Source organism: Streptomyces sp. NPDC001220, from assembly GCF_053597895.1.
The window spans coordinates 50,824-68,730 of sequence record NZ_JBSFJE010000013.1; the positions used below are offsets into that span (position 1 = coordinate 50,824).

Below are 17,907 nucleotides of genomic sequence, written 5' to 3' on the forward strand. Positions count from 1 at the left end.
ATTGCCAAGTCCCTTGTCCCATGCCGCCGAAGTGCGGTGGTGGCAGCGTAGGTAGGGCTTATGGCCAGAACAAGAAATGCGTCGGGGAAGGGCCATCGGGGGTTCGTATGGCTGGTATGCGCCTCAGCCGCCGGTCCGGGACCGCAGCCGTACCGGGAGGGCGCGCACGCTGTTGCCGACGAAGCCGGCTTGCCGGGCGAGGGCGTCCTCGGGGACGGCGAGGTCCAGGGCCGGGAAGCGGTCGAAGAGCCGCTCCAGGGCGACCGTGGCCTCCAGCCGGGCCAGCGGGGCGCCCAGGCAGTAGTGGGCGCCGTGCCCGAGGGAGAGGTGGCGGACGGCGTCGGGGCGGGCGGACCGGGTGACGTCGAACCGGTCGGCGTCCGGGCCGTGCGCGGCCGGGTCGCGTCCGGCGGCGGAGTAGCCGGCCAGGACCGGGGTGCCCGCGGGGATCAGCGTGCCGTCGACGGTCAGGTCCCGCACCGGGTAGCGGAACGGGAAATAGCTGACCGGCGCGTCCCAGCGCAGTGTCTCCTCCACCACGTCCGCCCAGCTCGCGTCGCCCTTGCGGACGAGCTCGAGCTGGTCGCGATGGCCGCACAGGGCGCGTACGGCGTTGGTGATCAGGTTGAGGGTGGTCTCGTGCCCGGCGATGATCATCAGGACCAGGGTGCCGATCAGCTCCTCCTGCCCGAGCCGGTCGCCGCCCTCGTCCCGGGCGGCGATCAGGGCGCTGGTCAGATCGTCGCCGGGACGCTCGGCGCGGGCGGCGGCGACGGCGGCGAGGACGGCGACCAGCTCCCGGTTGGCGGCGACGGCCTCGGCCGGTCCGATGTCGGTGGCCACGACCTGGTTGGACAGGTGGTGCAGCCGGTCACGGAACTCGGCATCCACGCCCAGGAGTTCTCCGATCACGCCCATGGGCAGCGGCAGCGCGAAGTGCCGGCGCAGATCGGCGACACCGTCACCGTCGGCCGCGGCCCGCTCCAGGTCGCCGAGCAGGGAGCCTGTCAACTCCTCGATCCTGGGCCGGAGTTCCTCGACCCGGCGCGGGGTGAAGGCCCGGCTGACCAGCCCGCGGAGCCTGCGGTGGTCGGCGCCGTCGGCGGTGGTCATGCCCCGCACGGTGGCGAAGGTCAGCAGCGGCCAGCCCGCGGGGATGCGGCCTTCCCGCAGCCGCGTGAAGTGCTGTGCGTCCTTGGCGACTTCGGGATGCTGGAGGAACTCCCGGAGCGCCTGGTGCCCGAGCACGGCCATGCCCTCGACATCACCGGGCAGCACGACCGGGGCCACGGCACCGCGCGCCAGCAGCCTGGCGTTGTCGGCGTGCGGGCAGCCGCCGGCCGGGTCCGGACGGTGCGGCACGGACGGGGTCTCCACCAGCGGCTCCTGACAGCGGTACGACGCGGACACGGCCGATCGTAGGCGCCGGCGGGCCCTCGGGAAGGTGCGTTTCCCGGCCAGTCACATCGGCCCGGGGGCGGGACCCGGTGTCACTTCTGCGCCGGGGACGGGAATAGCGGTGACCGGTGCCATGTTGTGGATCGTGGAACCGTGGGTATAGTGCGAGCAGCACGTGTGGCCGCCCCACAAGTCGGGCGCCGAGTGCCGGTTCCACTCCTCCAGCCGCATCGCCCGTCGTTTCCGACCGGCTCACCGGCTTCCCAGCACCACCTCGTGACCTGGGTTTCTGCCGTTCCCGAGGTGTCGTTCCCCGCCGCACGGAGGCCTGCGCACCCGCCCTCCCGCTCGCGGCCCACTCCCCCCTTCGTTCCTGTCTTCCGTCCTCGAAAGGACCACCACCCATGACCACCACACTCGAACCCCCCGTACAGCAGCAGGACCGGGCCGCCGCCCGGCCCGTCACCGGTGTCCTCGACATCGACCCGGGCGGGAAGGGCCTGCTGCGGGCCCCGGACTGCCTGCCCTCCCCCGCCGACCTCCAGGTCTCCCCGGCGCTGATCCGCCGTCACGGCCTGCGCAAGGGCGACCTCGTCGAGGGCGTCCGCGGCGACCGGCGCACGCTGACCGAGATCACGCGCGTCAACGGCCGTACGCCCGACGCGCTGCGCGGCCGACGTCACTTCCGGGATCTGACCCCGCTGCACCCGCACGAGCGGATCCGGCTCGAACATCCCGCCGCCGGACTCGCCGGACGGGTCGCGGACCTGTTCGCGCCGGTCGGCAAAGGGCAGCGCGGACTGATCGTGGCCCCGCCCAAGACCGGCAAGACCGTGCTGCTCCAGCAGTTCGCGGCCGCCGTCGCCGGCAACCACCCGGAGTGCCATCTGATGGTGCTGCTGCTCGACGAGCGTCCCGAGGAAGTCACCGACATGCGACGCTCGGTGCACGGCGAGGTGTACGCCTCCACATTCGACCGGCCCGCCAAGGAGCACATCGCCCTCGCCGAACTCGTCGTCGAGCGCGCCAAGCGGCTCGTCGAGGAGGGCAAGGACGTCGTCATCCTTCTTGACTCCCTGACCCGGCTGTGCCGGGCCCACAACAACGCGGCCGCCTCCAACGGCCGTACCCTCAGCGGCGGTGTCGACGCCGGCGCACTGCTCGGCCCCAAGCGGTTCTTCGGCGCCGCCCGCAAGGCCGAGGAAGGCGGCTCGCTCACCATCCTGGCCACCGTCCTGGTGGACACCGGCTCCCGGGCCGACGGCTACTTCTTCGAGGAGCTGAAGGGCACCGGCAACATGGAGCTGCGCCTGGACCGCGAGCTGGCCTCCCGGCGGGTCTTCCCCCCCGTGGACATCGCCCCCTCCGGCACCCGCCGCGAGGAACTCCTGCTCACCCCGGCGGAGTTGACCGCCGTACGCGGACTGCGCCGGGCCCTGCAGAGCCGCGAGGGCGCCCAGGGCGGCCTGGAGACGCTCCTGGAGCGGCTGCGGGAGACCCCGGACAACGCGACCTTCATGCGGCGCGTGCAGCCGACCCTGCCGGCCGGCTGAGAGCGGTGCCACCCCTCCGGTGGGCCCACACCGGGGCCCGGCGTGCGGCATCCGGGTTGTCACGGCGTCCGACCGGCCCAGGCAGCGCGCGGTACACCGCCACCGTTCCTACGTTGATCGTATGACGATCGGATTCCCTGACCGATTTCCTCGGCGAGCGGCGGTGGCGACCTGCTCCGTCTGCCTGGCGGGCCTGCTGGCGCTGACACCCGGCACGGCCGCCGCAGGCACCGGGGCGCTCGACCCGGCCCCGCCCCCGAGGGCGGTGGTGCCGGGGCCGTCGCTGCTCTACCACTCCGGCACGCAGGTGCGGCCGCACGTCGGGGCCCCGGAACTCCCTGAGCTCTCCGCACTCTCCTGGCTGGTCGCCGACGCGGGCACCGGCCAGGTGCTGGCGGCCAATCACGCGCACCGCAAGCTGCCGCCGGCCAGCACCCTGAAGACCCTGTTCGCGCTCACCGTGCTGCCGGTCCTGCCCGCGGACCTCCAGCACCGGGTGACGTCCGAGGAACTGGCGGACGTCGCCGAGGGCAGCAGCCTGGTAGGCGTGGAGGAGGGCCACACCTACCGGGTGTCCGACCTGTGGCGCGGAGTCTTCCTCAGCTCCGGCAACGACGCCGTGCACGTCCTGGCCGCGCTCGACGGGGGCTGGGACCGCACCGTCACCCGGATGCAGGCCAACGCCCGCTCCCTGGGCGCCCTCGACACCCATGTCGAGTCCCCCGACGGCTACGACGCACCGGGGCAGGTCTCCTCCGCGTTCGACCTAGCGGTGTTCGGCCGGGAGGGACTGCGCAACCCCGACTTCGCGCGGTACTGCTCCACCGCCGCGGCCCGCTTCCCGGACGGCGCCGGCTGGTCGTTCGGTATCGAGAACACCAACCGGCTGCTGACGGGCGAGGACGGTGTCGGGCGGTACCCCGGCCTGATCGGGATCAAGAACGGCTACACCAGCAACGCCGGCAACACCCTCGTCGCCGCCGCCCGGCGCGGCGGGCGCACCCTCCTCGTGACGGTGATGAACCCTCAGGACGGCGGCGTGTACGACGAGGCCCGTCAGCTGCTCGACTGGGGTTTCCTCGCGGCCGGACGGGTCGACCCGGTGGGCTCGCTGGACGGTCTGCGGGCCAGGCCGCGGCCCCGGCCGGGCCCGAGCACCGTGCCGGTGGCGGCGGCCACGGCGCCCGGGGACGACTCGGGCTGGTCGGGGACCGCCATCGCGGCGGGGTTCGCGGTGCTCGGGGCGGGCGCCGTCACCGTGGCGCTGCGGCTCAGGGGCGAGCGCTCCGGACGGGACTGACCGACCGGCAGGCCCAGCAGCAGGCCCAGGGTGATCCAGGTGTAGATGTTGCTGCCGATGAACCCGTCGATGCCGGACGCGTCGTCGAACCACAGCCACACCACGCTGGTGCACATCACCGCGTAGAGGGCGCCCGCGATCCGCGGGTGCCCGGCGCGGGCCAGCAGCGCGAACGACGGCAGCACCCACACCAGGTGGTGCACCCAGGTGATCGGGCTGACCAGGCAGGCCGCGAGACCGGTGAGCGCGAAGGCGGCCGTCCAGTCGCCGGCCGTCACGGCCTTGCGGGTCCGCCACGCCCACACGGCCAGCGTGAGCAGGGCCACGATCGCCCACAGCGGCTTGTCCGGATGGCCGAGCCGGGCCAGCACACCCTGCAACGACTGGTTCGAGACGTAGTCGAGCCGGCCGACCCTGCTGGTGTCCCAGAGCGCCTGCGTCCAGTAGAAGCGGGACGCCTTCGGGTCGGCCCAGGCCGCGAGCCCGGTCGCGGCGAGCGCCACGGCCGTGGCGACACCGGCCGCACGCCACCTGCGGCCGATCAGCAGCATGCCGATGAACAGCGCGGGAGTGAGCTTGACCGCGGCGGCGAGCCCGATGCCGATCCCGGCCCAGCGGCTCCGCCCGCTGCGCAGCAGGCAGCAGTCGGCGAGTACCAGGGCCAGCAGTACCAGGTTCACCTGGCCGAAGCTGAAGGTGTCCCGCAACGGCTCGAACAACGCCAGCGCGCACAGGGCGAGCGCCCACCGGTACCAGCCCCAGCGTCGCCAGCCAGGACCGGCCAGGATGCGCAGCACGAACGCCAGCGCGGCCAGGTTCAGCAGCAGCGAGGCGGCGATGGCCAGGTGCAGCCCCACCAGCGCCATGGGCAGCATGCCGACGGCGGCGAACGGCGGATACGTGAACCCGTACATCGTCCCGGGCACCCGGTAGTCGTAGATCCGGCCGCCGTGATGCACCCAGGTGTGCACGGTGCCGTAGTACACGCGCAGGTCGAACCAGTCGCGCAGCAGCGGCACGGTGGCCGTGAACACGGCCACGGCGGCGACCAGGACCAGGACGAGCAGCAGCCTCCCCCGGTCGGTCCGCGGTCCTCTCGGGCCTCTCATGCCGTACGTCCCACGGCCGGGGCCTGCGCGGCCTGGTGGGCCTGCCACAGCACGACCACGCCGAGCACCCCGCCGGAGACGGCGAGGACCAGCTGGCCGATGTCGGCGGGACCACCGCTGGGCAGCACGGCGAGGGCGAGCACGCCGGTGACGGCCGCCACCCGGTGCCGTACCGAGGTACTGGGCGCCGCGGCCGCTATCAGGAACAGGCCCCAGATGGCGTACCAGGGGCGGATCGCCGGCCCGAAGGCGGCGACCGCGGCCAGGCTCAGGCCGAGGGCGTAGACCGGGCGGGGCCGCAGCCGGACCCATATCAGCAGCACGGTGACCGCGGTGAGGGCCAGCCCGAGCAGATGCCAGACCGGGACGGCGAGCGGCGCCAGATCGCTGCCGAGGTGTTCGAGGAGCGCGCCCGTGGCCCGGCCGAGCAGGCTGCTGAGCGCCCAGTTGTGCGGTGAGACGGGCGTGTCGAGTGCCCGTATCCACCCGTACCCCGTCCCGGCGACGGCGGTGGCCACCACCGTCGTCGCTCCGGACGCGATCGCCGTCGTCAGGGTGGCGCGCACGGGACTGCGGCCCCGGCGCGCCTGTACGACGACGACCGCGAGCAGCCCGAGCGCGGCGGGCGCCTTGACCAGCGCCGCGAGCGTGACGAGCACGGCGCCGAGGAACGGCCAGCGGCCGAGCGCCGCGACCAGGCCGAGGCCCAGCAGACCGAGCATGATCGCGTCGTTGTGGGCGCCGGCGACCAGGTGCAGCAGCACCAGCGGGTTGAGGGCGCCGAGCCAGAGCGCGGCGGCCGGGTCGGCGCCGCTGTGCCGGGCGAGCCGGGGCAGCGCGGCCGCCATCAGGCCGACGCCGAGCAGGGCGACCAGCCGCATCCCGAAGAGTCCGGCCGGGAGTGCACCGCGGGTCAGCCCGGACAGCAGCGAGGCCACGCCCATGAACGCGGGGCCGTAGGGGGCGGCGGTGTTCTGCCACACCGGGGCGACCTCGTCCGCCAGCGGGCCGCCGAGCTGGGCGGGGCCCGAGGTGTAGACGTCCATGTGCGCGTCGACCATGGCGCCCTGCGCGAGGTAGCTGTACACGTCCCGGCTGAACAGCGGGGGCGCCAGCAGCAGCGGGGCCGCCCAGACGGCGAGGACCAGCAACAGCTGCCGCGGGGTGGGCGGTTCGGCGCTGCGCACGAGGCGGCCGAGCAGCAGCCACGCCGCGATCAGGAGCACGACGCCGAAGTAGACGCCGACCAGGCCGAAGGCCGCCTGCACGGAGCTTGGGGCTAGCAGATCCTCCACGGGCAGGGCACCCGCTGTCTCACCTCCCAGGGCAAGGAAGGCGGTGCCGGCCAGGCCAAGCACCTGGCAGCGGCGTAGATCGACGGGGAAAGCCATGGCCAACACTGGCTCAGCGTGTCAATTGCGGGTGGCCGGAAAGCGACGGGGTGTTTTCCTGGGAGGGGCCTGGTTGTTACCTGTGGGGGTGGATCGTGGTCAGACCCGGCCGGAATCTCCGGGTGCGGCCGGCAGAAAGACAGAGGCTTCGGTGAAGGGCCGCGACTAGAACACGGACAGGCCGGTGAGGGTCGTGAACCTGTCCAGCGCCGCCACTCCCGCCACCGAGTTGCCCCGCTCGTCCAGCCCCGGGCTCCACACGCAGAGCGCACAACGCCCCGGTACCACGGCGACGATGCCGCCGCCCACCCCGCTCTTGCCGGGCAGCCCCACCCGGTACGCGAAGTCGCCCGCCGCGTCGTAGGTCCCGCACGTCAGCATCACCGCGTTGACCTGTTTCGCCTGGCTTCTGGTCAGCAGGCGGGTGCCGTCGGCCCGGATGCCGTGGCGGGCCAGGAAGGTGGCCGCCAGGGCGAGGTCGGCGCAGGAGGCGGCGACGGAACACTGCCGGAAGTACTGGTCGAGGAGGACCGGGATCTCGTTGTCGATGTTGCCGTAGGACGCCATGAAATGGGCCAGTGCGGCGTTGCGGTCGCCGTGCTGGGTCTCGGAGGCGGCCACCTCCATGTCGAACTCCAGCGAGGCGTTGCCGCTCTCGGCGCGCAGGAAGGCCAGCAGCTCGCCGGCCGCGTCCCCGGTACGGGTCTGGAGCCGGTCGGTGACGACGAGGGCACCGGCGTTGATGAACGGGTTGCGCGGGATGCCCTGCTCGTACTCCAGCTGGACCAGGGAGTTGAAGGGGTTGCCGGAGGGCTCCCGGCCGACGTGCTCCCAGAGTTCGTCGCCCTCGCGGGCCAGGTCGAGGGCGAGGGTGAAGACCTTGGTGATGGACTGCGTGGAGAACGGCTGCCGCCAGTCGCCGACGCCGTAGACCGTGCCGTCCAGCTCGGCCACGGCCATGCCGAAGCGGCGGGGGTCGCAGGCGGCGAGCGCCGGGATGTAGTCGGCGGGCCGCCCGCGGCCGGGCGTCCGCTCGATCTCCTCCGCGATCCGCTCCAGGACCGGCAGAAAGGCCGGGGACGACGTCATTGTCATGATCACCATTGTGCCTCCGGGCCGGTCCTGGTGCGTACTCGCAGATCAGGCGAGGGGCGATCCGCTGCCGGCGACGACCTCGGGACGCAGCAGGTCGGCGAGCCGCTCGGCGGGCAGCAGCCCCTTCTCCAGGACGAGTTCGGCAACTCCCCGGCCGGTGACGAGGGCCTCCTTGGCGATGTCGGTGGCCGCCGTGTAGCCGATGTAGGGGTTGAGGGCGGTGACCAGGCCGATGGAGTTCTCGACCGTCGCCCGCAGCACCTCGGTGTTGGCGGTGATGCCGTCGACGCAGCGCTCGGCCAGCGTCAGGCAGGCGTTCCGCAGATGCGTGATGCTCTCCGAGAGGGAGTGCAGGATGATCGGCTCGAACGCGTTCAGCTGGAGCTGCCCGGCCTCGGCCGCCATGGTGATGGCGACGTCGTTGCCGATGACCTCGAAGGCCACCTGGTTGACGACCTCGGGGATCACCGGGTTGACCTTGCCCGGCATGATCGACGAACCGGCCTGCACCGGCGGCAGGTTGATCTCGCCGAGCCCGGCACGCGGGCCGGAGGACAGCAGCCTCAGGTCGTTGCAGCTCTTGGAGAGCTTGACCGCGATCCGCTTCAGCACGCCGGACATCTGGACGAACGCGCCGCAGTCCTGGGTGGCCTCCACCAGGTTGGCGGCGGTGACCAGGGGCAGTCCGGTGATCTCGGCGAGGTGCCGGCGGGCCGACTCGGCGTATCCGGCGGGCGCGTTGAGGCCGGTGCCGATGGCGGTGGCGCCGAGGTTGATCTCGTGGATGAGCTCGACGGCCTCGGCGAGCCGGCTGCGGTCCTCGTCGAGCATCACCGCGAAGGTGGAGAACTCCTGCCCGAGCGTCATGGGAACCGCGTCCTGCAACTGCGTCCGGCCCATCTTCAGCACGTCACGGAACTCGACGGCCTTGCGGCCGAAGGCGTCCTGGAGCACGGCCATCGCCCGGAGCAGCCCGCGCACCGCGAAGACGGTCGCGATCTTGACCGCCGTCGGATAGACGTCGTTGGTCGACTGACCGAGGTTGACGTCCTCGTTGGGATGCAGGTACCGGTACTCGCCCTTCCGGTGCCCCATCAGCTCCAGCGCCCGGTTGGCGACGACCTCGTTGGCGTTCATGTTGGTCGACGTCCCGGCACCGCCCTGGATGACGTCGACGACGAACTGGTCGTGCAGCTTGCCGGCCCGTATCTCCCGGCAGGCGGCCACGATCGCGGCGGCCTTCTCCGGCGTCAGCAGCCCCAGTTCCTCGTTGGCGAGGGCGGCGGCCTCCTTGACGGCGGCCAGGGCGTCGATCAGATGCGGGTAGGCGGAGATCGGCGTCCCGGTGATGGGGAAGTTCTCCGTGGCACGGAGGGTGTGCACACCCCAGTAGGCGTCGACGGGCACATCACGGTCACCGAGCAGGTCGTGCTCGCTGCGGGTGACAGGGGCGGTGGTCATGAGGGTAGGAATTCCTCTTTCGGAGGGAGTGATTTTTCAGGAGCGTGACTGAGGCGCCCCGACAGGGGCGCGGGGCTGTGACATGTGCGGCTCCGCCGCGTGGGCGCGACCAGCCACAAGGGACCCGCAGCCGCCGACCGACAAGCCGGCCGCCCCGCTAGGCGCAAACCGAAACCGGCTCCAGCGAGCGAACGGGCCGCACGCACCCGACCTCCCGGCCGCCGCCGAGCAGCGCCTCCCCGGCGAACCCGGTCAGCGACTCCGGGTCGACCCCGGCCCGCGCCAGCGCAGCGGCCGCCACCGGAACCCGCGCCCGGTTCGCCCCGTCGGCGATCTTCACGGCCACGGCCCGCCCGTCCGGCAGCGCCGCGACCTCCACGCCCTCGAAGCCGTCCTTGGCCAGCAGCCCCGGCACGGCCCGCATCAGGGCGGCCACGTCCCGGCCCGCGCCGGACGCCATCTCCGCGTGCTCGCGCATCGCATCGGCGACCCGCGCCTCCGGCGTCCCCGGCACGGCGCCGGCGATCCGCGACACCGCACGGGCCAGGCCGTGCAGGGAGATGGAGAACAGCGGCGCCCCGCAGCCGTCCACGGTGGTCCGCGCGATGCGCTGTCCGGTCAGGTCCTCGACGATCTCGGCGATAGCCTGCTGGAGCGGGTGCGCCGGATCGAGGTAGTCGTCCAGGGACCACCCGTTGAGCTTCGCGGTCCACAGCATCGCCGCGTGCTTGCCGGAGCAGTTCTGGGCGAGCCGGGACGGCTGCCGGCCCTCGCGGATCCAGGTGTCCCGGACCGCGGGGTCGTACGGCAGGTCGGGGACGTTGCGCAGGTCGTCCTCGATGAGGCCGGCGAGGTCGAGGATCCGCCGGGTGCCGGCGAGGTGGCGTTCCTCGCCGGAGTGGCTGGCGGCGGCCAGCGAGAGCAGCTCACCGTCGAGCGGCAGCCCGGCCCGCAGCATGGCCACGGCCTGGACGGGCTTGACGGCCGAGCGCGGGTAGAACGCGGCCTCGATGTCGCCGAGCTGGAACTGGACCTCGCCGTCGGCGCCCAGGACGACGACGGAGCCGTAGTGGATGCCCTCGACGACCCCGCCGCGTATGAGGTGGGCGACGGGGGCGTACAGGGGTTCACGGACGACGGGTGCGGCCGCGGGGGAACTACTGAACATCACTGCCTGGTCTCGGGTGAGTCGGGGCGGACCGGTACGCGGTTCACGCGTCGGTTCCGGCGGACGGGCGCGCGAGTCGGCCGCGGACGGCGTACCAGCCGGCGACCAGCGCTGCGACGATCAGCGGCAGGCACAGCACGGTGGTGCGTCCGGCGCCGCCGTCGGCGTACATGAGGACCAGGACGGCGGCGAGGAACGCCAGCGTCACGATCTCGGTCCAGGGGGAGCCCGGCAGTCGGTAGCCGGGGCGGGTGAGTTCGCCCTGCTGGGTCTTCCGCCAGAAGAGCAGGTGACACAGCATGATCATGCCCCAGGTGGCGAGGATGCCGATCGCCGCGAAGTTGAGGACGATCTCGAACGCGTCGGCGGGGACGACGAAGTTGAGGCCCACGCCGAGCACACAGATGCCGCTGGTCAGCAGGATTCCGCCGTACGGCACCTGGGTGCGGCTCATCTTCGCGGTGAACCCGGGGGCGGAGCCGTTCACGGCCATGGAGCGCAGGATGCGGCCGGTCGAGTAGAGGCCGGAGTTGAGGGAGGACATGGCCGCGGTGAGGACGACGAGGTTCATCACACCGCCGGCGGCCGGGATCCCTACGTGGGAGAGGACGGTGACGAAGGGGCTCTCCCCCGCCGTGTACTTGTTCCAGGGCAGCAGCATCGACAGCAGGACCACCGAGCCGACGTAGAACAGGCCGACCCGCCACATGATCGAGTTGATCGCCTTGGGCATGATCTTCTCGGGGTTCTCGGTCTCGCCCGCCGCGACGCCGACCAGTTCGACCGACGCGTAGGCGAAGACGACGCCCTGGATGATCAGCAGCATCGGCAGCAGGCCGTTGGGGAAGACGCCGCCGTTGTCGGTGATCAGGGAGGGGCCGGGGGCGGCGCCGTCCACGGGGTGCTGGGTGACCAGCAGGAAGATGCCGATGCACATGAAGATCACCAGCGCGCTGACCTTGACGATCGCGAACCAGAACTCCAGCTCGCCGAAGATCTTGACCGAGATGAGGTTGACGGTCAACACGACGGCGAGGGCGATCAACGCGATCAACCATTGCGGGATGTCGGAGAACATTCCCCAGTAGTGCGTGTAGGTGGCCACCGCGGTGATGTCGGCGATGCCGGTGGTCGCCCAGTTCAGGAAGTACATCCAGCCCGCGGTGTACGCGCCCTTCTCGCCGAGGAACTCCCGGGCGTACGAGACGAAGGCGCCGGAGGACGGGCGGTACAGGACGAGTTCGCCGAGGGCGCGCACGACGAGGAAGGCGAAGACCCCGCAGACCGCGTACGCGACGAAGAGGGAGGGGCCGGCGTCGGCGAGACGTCCGCCGGCGCCGAGGAAGAGGCCGGTGCCTATCGCGCCGCCGATGGCGATCATGTTGACGTGCCGGTGCTTCAGCGACTTGCTGTAGCCGTGGTCTCCGGCGTCGATGTGACGGGACGAGGGGCGCGTCTCGTCTTTGAGGTGCTGTTCGCTCACGCCTCGGTTCCGCCTTCCGTGTGCTCGTCGATGCGCGCGGGGCGCACGATGCGGGTGAGGGTCGTCTCGACGCGGTCCAGGTGGTGGCTCATGGCGTCCACGGCGTCGCGTTCGGAACCGTCGGTCAGCGCTTCGACGATGGCCCGGTGCTCCCGGTTGGACTGCTCGCGGCGGCCGCCCAGCTCGTTGAGGAAGGCCGACTGACGCGCCAGTGCGTCCCGGATCTCCTCGATGACCCGGCGGAAGACCGGGTTCTGGGCGGCCTCGGCCACGGCGAGGTGGAAGAGGGTGTCCATCGCGACCCACGCGGTGGTGTCCGTCTCCCGCTCCATGCGGTCGAGCAGATGGGCCAGGTGGTCCAGGTTCTCCGGGGTGCGGCGCAGCGCCGCGTACCCGGCGACCGGGATCTCGATGTGCCGTCGCACTTCGAGCAGGTCGCTGGCCGCGTAGTCGCCGAAGGTGGGGTCCTCGACGGCGCTGGCGACGACGAAGGTGCCCTTGCCGGTCTTGGAGACGGTCAGGCCCATCGTCTGCAGGGCCCGCAGGGCCTCGCGCAGGACGGGCCTGCTGACCTCCAGGGAACGGCACAGCTCCGCCTCGGAGGGGAGCTTGTCGCCTATGGCGTACTCGCCGTGCTCGATGGCACCGCGCAGGTGCGCCAGTACCGCCTCCATGGCGCTCACGCGCCGCGGGGGCTGTCCGGCTGTCCGGCTGTCTGACAGGTTCACGGGTGAGATGTTCCGGGTTGCGGGACGGAACTGTCAAGACGTCCGGAAAGAAAACATTCACGGGGTGCGACACCTGAATGGTCAGGTGTCACACCCCGTGGCGGTGCGATGAACGGGTCAGGCGCTGATCGTGTTCGTGGCGAGCAGCCCGAAGAGGGCCAGGCCGATGACGAGCCGGTAGATCACGAACGCGTTGAAGGAGTGCTTGGCGACGAACTTCAGCAGCCAGGCGATGGAGGCGTAGGCGACCACGAAGGAGACGACCGTGCCGACGACCAGCGGTGCGGCGCCGACGCCCGCGCCCAGGGCGTCCTTGAGCTCGTAGAGGCCGGCGCCGGTCAGGGCCGGGATGCCGAGGAAGAAGGAGAGGCGGGTGGCGGCGACCCGGTCCAGGTCGCGGATGAGCGCGGTGGACATGGTGGCGCCGGAGCGGGAGAAGCCGGGGAAGAGCAGCGCGAGGATCTGGGAGGAGCCGACCCACATCGCGTCCGCGAAGGAGGTGTCGTCCTCACCGCGCTTGTGGCGGCCCATCTGGTCGGCCGCCCACATCACACCGGAGCCGAGGATCAGCGAGCCGGCCACCACCCACAGCGAGGCGAGCGGACCGTCGATCAGCGGCTTGGCGGCGAGTCCCACCAGGACGATCGGGATGGTCGCGGCGATCACCCACCACGCGAACTTGTAGTCGTGGTGGTAGCGCTCCTCCTTGTTGACCAACCCCCGGCCCCAGGCGGAGACGATCCGCCGGATGTCCTTGAAGAAGTACACCAGCACGGCGGCGATGGCGCCGACCTGGATGACGGCCGAGAACCCGACGACGGACTGGTCGTCGACGGGGATGTTCATGAGCCCCTCGGTGATCTTGAGGTGGCCGGTGGAGGACACCGGGAGGAACTCGGTCACCCCCTCGACAACCCCGAGGATGGCGGCCTGACCGACGGAGATGGCGCTCATGGGATCCAGTTCTGCAGAGTTTGGTCGACAGTGCTGTAGACAGTCTTACAAGGCGCGGGTGTGGGGCAAGTCCTAGGCCCACACCGCCTGGGCGATCGCCACTCCGGCGAAGGCCGCCCCGAGTCCCGCCGCCACGCTCGCGACGACGTTGGCCGCAGCGTAGAGGCCGGCGCCGGTCTCGGTCAGCCGGAGGGTCTCGTAGGAGAACGTCGAGTAGGTCGTGAGTGCCCCGCACAGTCCGGTGCCGAGCAGTAGCTGGAGGTGGGGGCTCGCCGCGCCCGCCGAGGCCGCGCCGGTCAGCAGGCCGAGGATCAGGCAGCCGACGACGTTGACCACGAAGGTACCCCAGGGGAAGACGGAGTCGTGCCTGGCCTGCACGGCGCGATCGGAGAGGTGGCGCAGCGGAGCACCGACGACGGCCCCTGCGACGACCAACAGCCAGTTCACAACGACTTCTTACCCTTCACGTCCGTTTTGCCGGTTTCTTCGTTCCGGCCGACACAGCGGATGACCTCGCGGTCGTCCAGAGTGACGAAGCCCTCGACGCCCCGCGGGACCCCGGTGCCCACGCGGCCGGTCGGTCTTGTCATCGCTGCCTCCGGGTGAGGACGCGGCGGGTCGCGGTGGCCGCGCACCACACCGCGGCGAGGGCCGCGCACAGGGTCGCGGCGAGGTAGGCCAGGCCCGTGACGGGCCGGCCGAGGTCGACCAGCTTCTGGATGTCCACCGCGTAGGTGGAGAAGGTGGTGAAGCCGCCGAGGACGCCGGTCCCGAAGAAGGGGCGGACGAGCCGGTGGGCGGGCGGTCCTTCGGTGACCAGGACCAGGAACGCGCCGATCACCGCGCAGCCGACGACGTTCGTCCAGAAGGTCGCCCAGGGGAATCCGCCCGCCGCGGTGGGCAGGGCCAGGGCGAGCGCGTAGCGGGCCACCGCCCCGATCGCGCCGCCGGCGGCGACCACCGCGACGACCGGCGCCTGGGCACGCCACTCGGACCGGCGCCGGGGGCTCGGCTGGACACGGAGGCTCTCGGCTTCCGGGGCTGTCATGGGTCGTGGGTCTCCTGTTCGGCACCGCCCCGACGGGTGCACCAGGGTACCGCCGGGTCTACCCGGCGGTCACTTCGCGGTGGGAGCGGCACAGACCGCGACACCGGGCTCCCAGACGCTGCCGAGGACCAGGTGGCGGCCGGTCACACAGACGCTGGTGGCCATGCGGAAGCCGGAGTGCTGCCGGGCGAGGTGGTGGACGACCCTGCCGTGGTCGTCGAGGGCCGTCACGGCGATGGTGCCCGCGGGGCGGTAGGGGGCGTGTACGGCGGCTCGCGCGGCGGCCCGGCGGACGGCGACCGGAGTGCGGTGGAAGAGGTCGAGCGGCGGGTTGCGCGGGCCGGCCAGGGCGACCCAGGTCAGCTCGCCGTCGCGCCACATGTTGTCGGGCATGCCGGGCAGCTCGGCGAAGAACTCGGCGCGGCCGGCCCGCGGGCCGGTGAGCCAGTAGCGGGTGAGACGGTACGCGCCGGTCTCGGCGACGATCAGGAAGGTGCCGTCGCCGCTCACGGCCAGCCCGTTGGCGAACTGGAGCCCGTCGCAGACCACTTCGGCGCTGCGGGCGCCGGGCGCGAGGCGCAGCAGCCGGCCGGTGCCGCTGTGCTCGACGATGTCGCCGATCCACCGGTCCAGCGGGAAGCGGCGGCTGGAGGCGGTGAAGTACACGGTGCCGTCGGGCAGGGCCACCACGTTGCTCGCGAACCGCAGCGGCTCCCCCTCGACCGAGTCGGCGAGGACGCGGACGGCACCGTCGGCGAGGCCGACCCGCAGCAGCCCGCGCTCCGCGTCGCACACCAGCAGGTCGCCGTCCGGGAGGAGTTCCAGGCCCAGCGGGCGGCCGCCGGTCCTGGCCAGCTCCCTGACCCGGGCGGTGTCCGGGTCGCCGAGCCCGTCCAGGCGCAGGATGCGGCCGTCCTCGACGCCGGTCAGGACCCCGCCGTCCGGATCCGTGACCACGTCCTCCGGGCCGCGGCCGCCGATGGCGACGTAGTGGAGCGGGACGAGGCGCGCGGGTCGGTCCATGAACCCCATACTGACAGGCCTGACCGGTCTCACCAGCCCTTCTCGAACATCCGGGCCACCTCGGCGATCCGGATCTCGTCGCGCCGGTAGTAGGTGCGGTGCCGGACGCGCCGGGTCCGCAGCAGGCCGAGCCGGGTCAGCATGCCCAGATGAGTGCCGGCGACCTTGCGGGAGACGCCGAGTTTGGCGGCGACGGCACGGACGGTGACGCCGTTCTCGGTGAGGTCGGCGTGGCGCCGGGACGGGAAGTGGGTCGCCGGGTCCTTGAGCCAGTCCAGAATGTCCAGGCGGCTCACGCTCTGGGAGTTCCTCAGCATCCGACCGGCCTCCGTCCGTCCCCTGCCTCCTCGTAGTTCGTTTTCCCACTGTTCCGCAGCCGAAGCCCCCACGTCAGGGACTCGGCGAGCCTTGTCCGAGACCGCACGGCCGTAGGAGATCGGCCGACGAGGGCCTTGCCCTCGCGGCCTGCCCGGGACAGGGCCGAGGGGCCCGGCCGTCCCCTTGTGGCCGGGCCCCCGTCAGTGGTGGTTCAGCGGTGGCTGAACCACGCCATGGAGGAGAGTGCCTTGTCGTCGTAGCCGAACAGGGCCTGGTTCTCCCAGCCGTTGCCGGAGGTGGCGTCGGTCGGGTCCCAGCCGTTCCCAGTGACCGCGGTCCAGGTCGCCTCCCAGTAGAAGACGCCTAGGCCACGGCCGTTCGGGACGGCCTCGACGATGTTCGCGACGGCGTTCATCCAGGCCAGCTGGCCGGCCACGGTGGCCGGGTAGCCGGTGACCAGTTCACCGCTGGTGTCGATCTGGTTCTCCAGCGAGTCGTCCTGGGCGAGGGTGAACGGGTAGGCGGTCTCCGCGATGTAGACCGGCTTGCCGTAGCGGGAGGCCGCGTCGTCGAGGGTGGTCTGGGCGGCGGCGAGCGAGCCGTGCCAGTAGCCGTAGTACGACAGCCCGATCACGTCGTAGTTGATGCCGTAGGTCTTGGCGTTGTCGAACCACCAGCGGACCGTGGCGTCGTCGCCCGCGTTGGCCAGGTGCAGGGCGACCAGCGTGCCGGAGGAGACCGCCTTGGCCGCGCTGTAGCCGGAGTTGATGAGCCCGGCGAGCTGGGACCAGTTGTCGGTGGAGCCCTCGGACCAGAGCATGCCGCCGTTGATCTCGTTGCCGATCTGGACCATGTCGGCGGTGGTGCCCTGCGCCTTCAGCGCGTTGAGGACGTCGTACGTGTGGTTGTAGACGTCGGTCTTGAGCCGGCTGTAGGAGTGGCCGGCCCAGGCGGCGGGCTTGGTCTGCTTGCCCGGGTCGGCCCAGCTGTCCGAGTAGTGGAAGTCGACCAGCAGCTTCATGCCGGCCGCCTTGACGCGCTTGGCCATGGCCAGGACGTGCGCCTTGTCGTTGTAGCCGTCGGCCGGGTTGACCCAGACCTTCAGGCGCGCGTAGTTCATGCCGGCGCTCCTGAGGATGGTGACCGCGTCCCCGGTGGTGCCGGAGCCGGTCCTGTAGACGCCGCCCTTGGCCTCGCTCTTGGCGAGGGACGAGATGTCGGCGCCCTTGATGGCCAGACCTGTCGAGCCGGAGGCGAACGTCAGGTCGTCGACGTTGATCCAGTTGCCCGCGTTGGCATCGGAGTCGATGCTGATCGTGCACTGGTTGCCGGTGACCGCGACCGAGGTGACGATCCGCACCCAGCTGCTGGTGGAGACCGGCAGGTCGGTCCGCTGCTCCGAACTGCCGCAGTTCTTCAGGGATATGTAGGCGGAGTTCTGGCCGCCGCTGGAGCGGACCCAGGCGGTGAGCGTGTAGGTGCCGTTGGTCAGGCCGGAGAGGTACTGGTACGTCTCCACCTTGTAGGCGGCGGCCGAGTAGTGGCTCAGGCGGTAACCGCCGCTGTGGCCACCGGACTCGGTGTAGGAGGCACCCGTGTCGCCGTACTCCGACCAGCCGGCGGGTGCGGCCACACCGGCACCGTCCGACTCGAAGCCGCCGTTGGTGAGGGTGCTCGCGGCCTGGGCGGTCCCCGTGGGAAGGGCGGTGAGGGCGAGCCCGGCCAGCAGCGGCAGCAGCAGGGCTCTGATGGTGCGTCTGGGATGGAACATCATCGTCCGTCGTCCCTTCGACGTGACTGGAGAGGGGTGTCCTCCGGCGGGGCCGGAGGAGGCCCCTCCGCCCACGGCTCTCGTGGCACTCGCGGGCGGAGGGGAGT

Annotated in this window: 15 protein-coding genes and 1 pseudogene; 2 read left to right on the forward strand and 14 right to left on the reverse strand. The window is 71.7% G+C overall.

The window, feature by feature from the left end:
• Window positions 1-123: 123 nt before the first annotated feature.
• Window positions 124-1,377 carry a cytochrome P450 family protein gene (locus ACWDGI_RS28910; RefSeq protein WP_450763868.1) on the reverse strand — a complete coding sequence of 418 codons (1,254 nt, stop codon included), beginning with the start codon at window positions 1,375-1,377 and terminating at the stop codon, window positions 124-126.
• A 425-nt stretch (window positions 1,378-1,802) separates the two neighbouring features.
• Between ACWDGI_RS28910 and rho the strand changes: the two genes are divergently transcribed.
• On the forward strand, window positions 1,803-2,951 hold the full coding sequence (gene rho, locus ACWDGI_RS28915) for a transcription termination factor Rho (RefSeq protein ID WP_450763870.1): 1,149 nt from the start codon (window positions 1,803-1,805) through the stop codon (window positions 2,949-2,951).
• Between the two features lie 121 nt (window positions 2,952-3,072).
• Window positions 3,073-3,918, forward strand: a pseudogene (locus ACWDGI_RS28920) (D-alanyl-D-alanine carboxypeptidase family protein); the annotation flags it as partial.
• Window positions 3,919-4,007: 89 nt separating this feature from the next.
• Here the strand turns inward: ACWDGI_RS28920 and ACWDGI_RS28925 are convergent.
• The 13 genes from ACWDGI_RS28925 to ACWDGI_RS28985 all read right to left on the reverse strand — a co-directional run bounded on the left by ACWDGI_RS28925 (window position 4,008) and on the right by ACWDGI_RS28985 (window position 17,800).
• Window positions 4,008-5,360, reverse strand: a complete 1,353-nt coding sequence (locus ACWDGI_RS28925) for a glycosyltransferase 87 family protein (protein ID WP_450763872.1) — start codon at window positions 5,358-5,360, stop codon at window positions 4,008-4,010.
• Complete coding sequence (mptB, locus tag ACWDGI_RS28930; RefSeq protein ID WP_450763874.1) at window positions 5,357-6,751, reverse strand: polyprenol phosphomannose-dependent alpha 1,6 mannosyltransferase MptB; 1,395 nt, start codon at window positions 6,749-6,751, stop codon at window positions 5,357-5,359. Before mptB ends, ACWDGI_RS28925 begins: the two co-directional genes overlap by 4 nt.
• 165 nt (window positions 6,752-6,916) lie before the next feature.
• Window positions 6,917-7,855, reverse strand: coding sequence for a glutaminase (locus tag ACWDGI_RS28935; protein WP_450763876.1), 939 nt, complete (start codon window positions 7,853-7,855; stop codon window positions 6,917-6,919).
• Between the two features lie 36 nt (window positions 7,856-7,891).
• Window positions 7,892-9,307, reverse strand: a complete 1,416-nt coding sequence (gene aspA, locus ACWDGI_RS28940; RefSeq protein WP_450763878.1) for an aspartate ammonia-lyase — start codon at window positions 9,305-9,307, stop codon at window positions 7,892-7,894.
• Window positions 9,308-9,464: 157 nt separating this feature from the next.
• Window positions 9,465-10,475 carry an asparaginase gene (locus ACWDGI_RS28945; protein WP_450763879.1) on the reverse strand — a complete coding sequence of 337 codons (1,011 nt, stop codon included), beginning with the start codon at window positions 10,473-10,475 and terminating at the stop codon, window positions 9,465-9,467.
• Between the two features lie 43 nt (window positions 10,476-10,518).
• Complete coding sequence (locus ACWDGI_RS28950) at window positions 10,519-11,958, reverse strand: amino acid permease (RefSeq protein WP_450763881.1); 1,440 nt, start codon at window positions 11,956-11,958, stop codon at window positions 10,519-10,521.
• Complete coding sequence (locus ACWDGI_RS28955; protein ID WP_450764349.1) at window positions 11,955-12,632, reverse strand: FadR/GntR family transcriptional regulator; 678 nt, start codon at window positions 12,630-12,632, stop codon at window positions 11,955-11,957. Before ACWDGI_RS28955 ends, ACWDGI_RS28950 begins: the two co-directional genes overlap by 4 nt.
• 171 nt (window positions 12,633-12,803) lie before the next feature.
• Window positions 12,804-13,640, reverse strand: a complete 837-nt coding sequence (locus tag ACWDGI_RS28960) for an undecaprenyl-diphosphate phosphatase (protein WP_450763883.1) — start codon at window positions 13,638-13,640, stop codon at window positions 12,804-12,806.
• 72 nt (window positions 13,641-13,712) lie between these two features.
• Window positions 13,713-14,087 (reverse strand): fluoride efflux transporter CrcB, encoded by a 375-nt coding sequence (gene crcB, locus ACWDGI_RS28965; protein ID WP_450763885.1) that lies wholly within the window; start codon window positions 14,085-14,087, stop codon window positions 13,713-13,715.
• 139 nt (window positions 14,088-14,226) lie between these two features.
• Complete coding sequence (gene crcB, locus ACWDGI_RS28970) at window positions 14,227-14,688, reverse strand: fluoride efflux transporter CrcB (protein ID WP_450763886.1); 462 nt, start codon at window positions 14,686-14,688, stop codon at window positions 14,227-14,229.
• 69 nt (window positions 14,689-14,757) lie between these two features.
• Window positions 14,758-15,711 (reverse strand): SMP-30/gluconolactonase/LRE family protein, encoded by a 954-nt coding sequence (locus tag ACWDGI_RS28975; RefSeq protein WP_450763888.1) that lies wholly within the window; start codon window positions 15,709-15,711, stop codon window positions 14,758-14,760.
• Between the two features lie 29 nt (window positions 15,712-15,740).
• A complete protein-coding gene (locus ACWDGI_RS28980; protein ID WP_450763889.1) occupies window positions 15,741-16,028 on the reverse strand; it encodes an ArsR/SmtB family transcription factor in 288 nt (95 codons plus the stop codon).
• Between the two features lie 212 nt (window positions 16,029-16,240).
• Window positions 16,241-17,800 carry a glycosyl hydrolase 53 family protein gene (locus ACWDGI_RS28985; RefSeq protein WP_450764351.1) on the reverse strand — a complete coding sequence of 520 codons (1,560 nt, stop codon included), beginning with the start codon at window positions 17,798-17,800 and terminating at the stop codon, window positions 16,241-16,243.
• Window positions 17,801-17,907 lie beyond the last annotated feature (107 nt).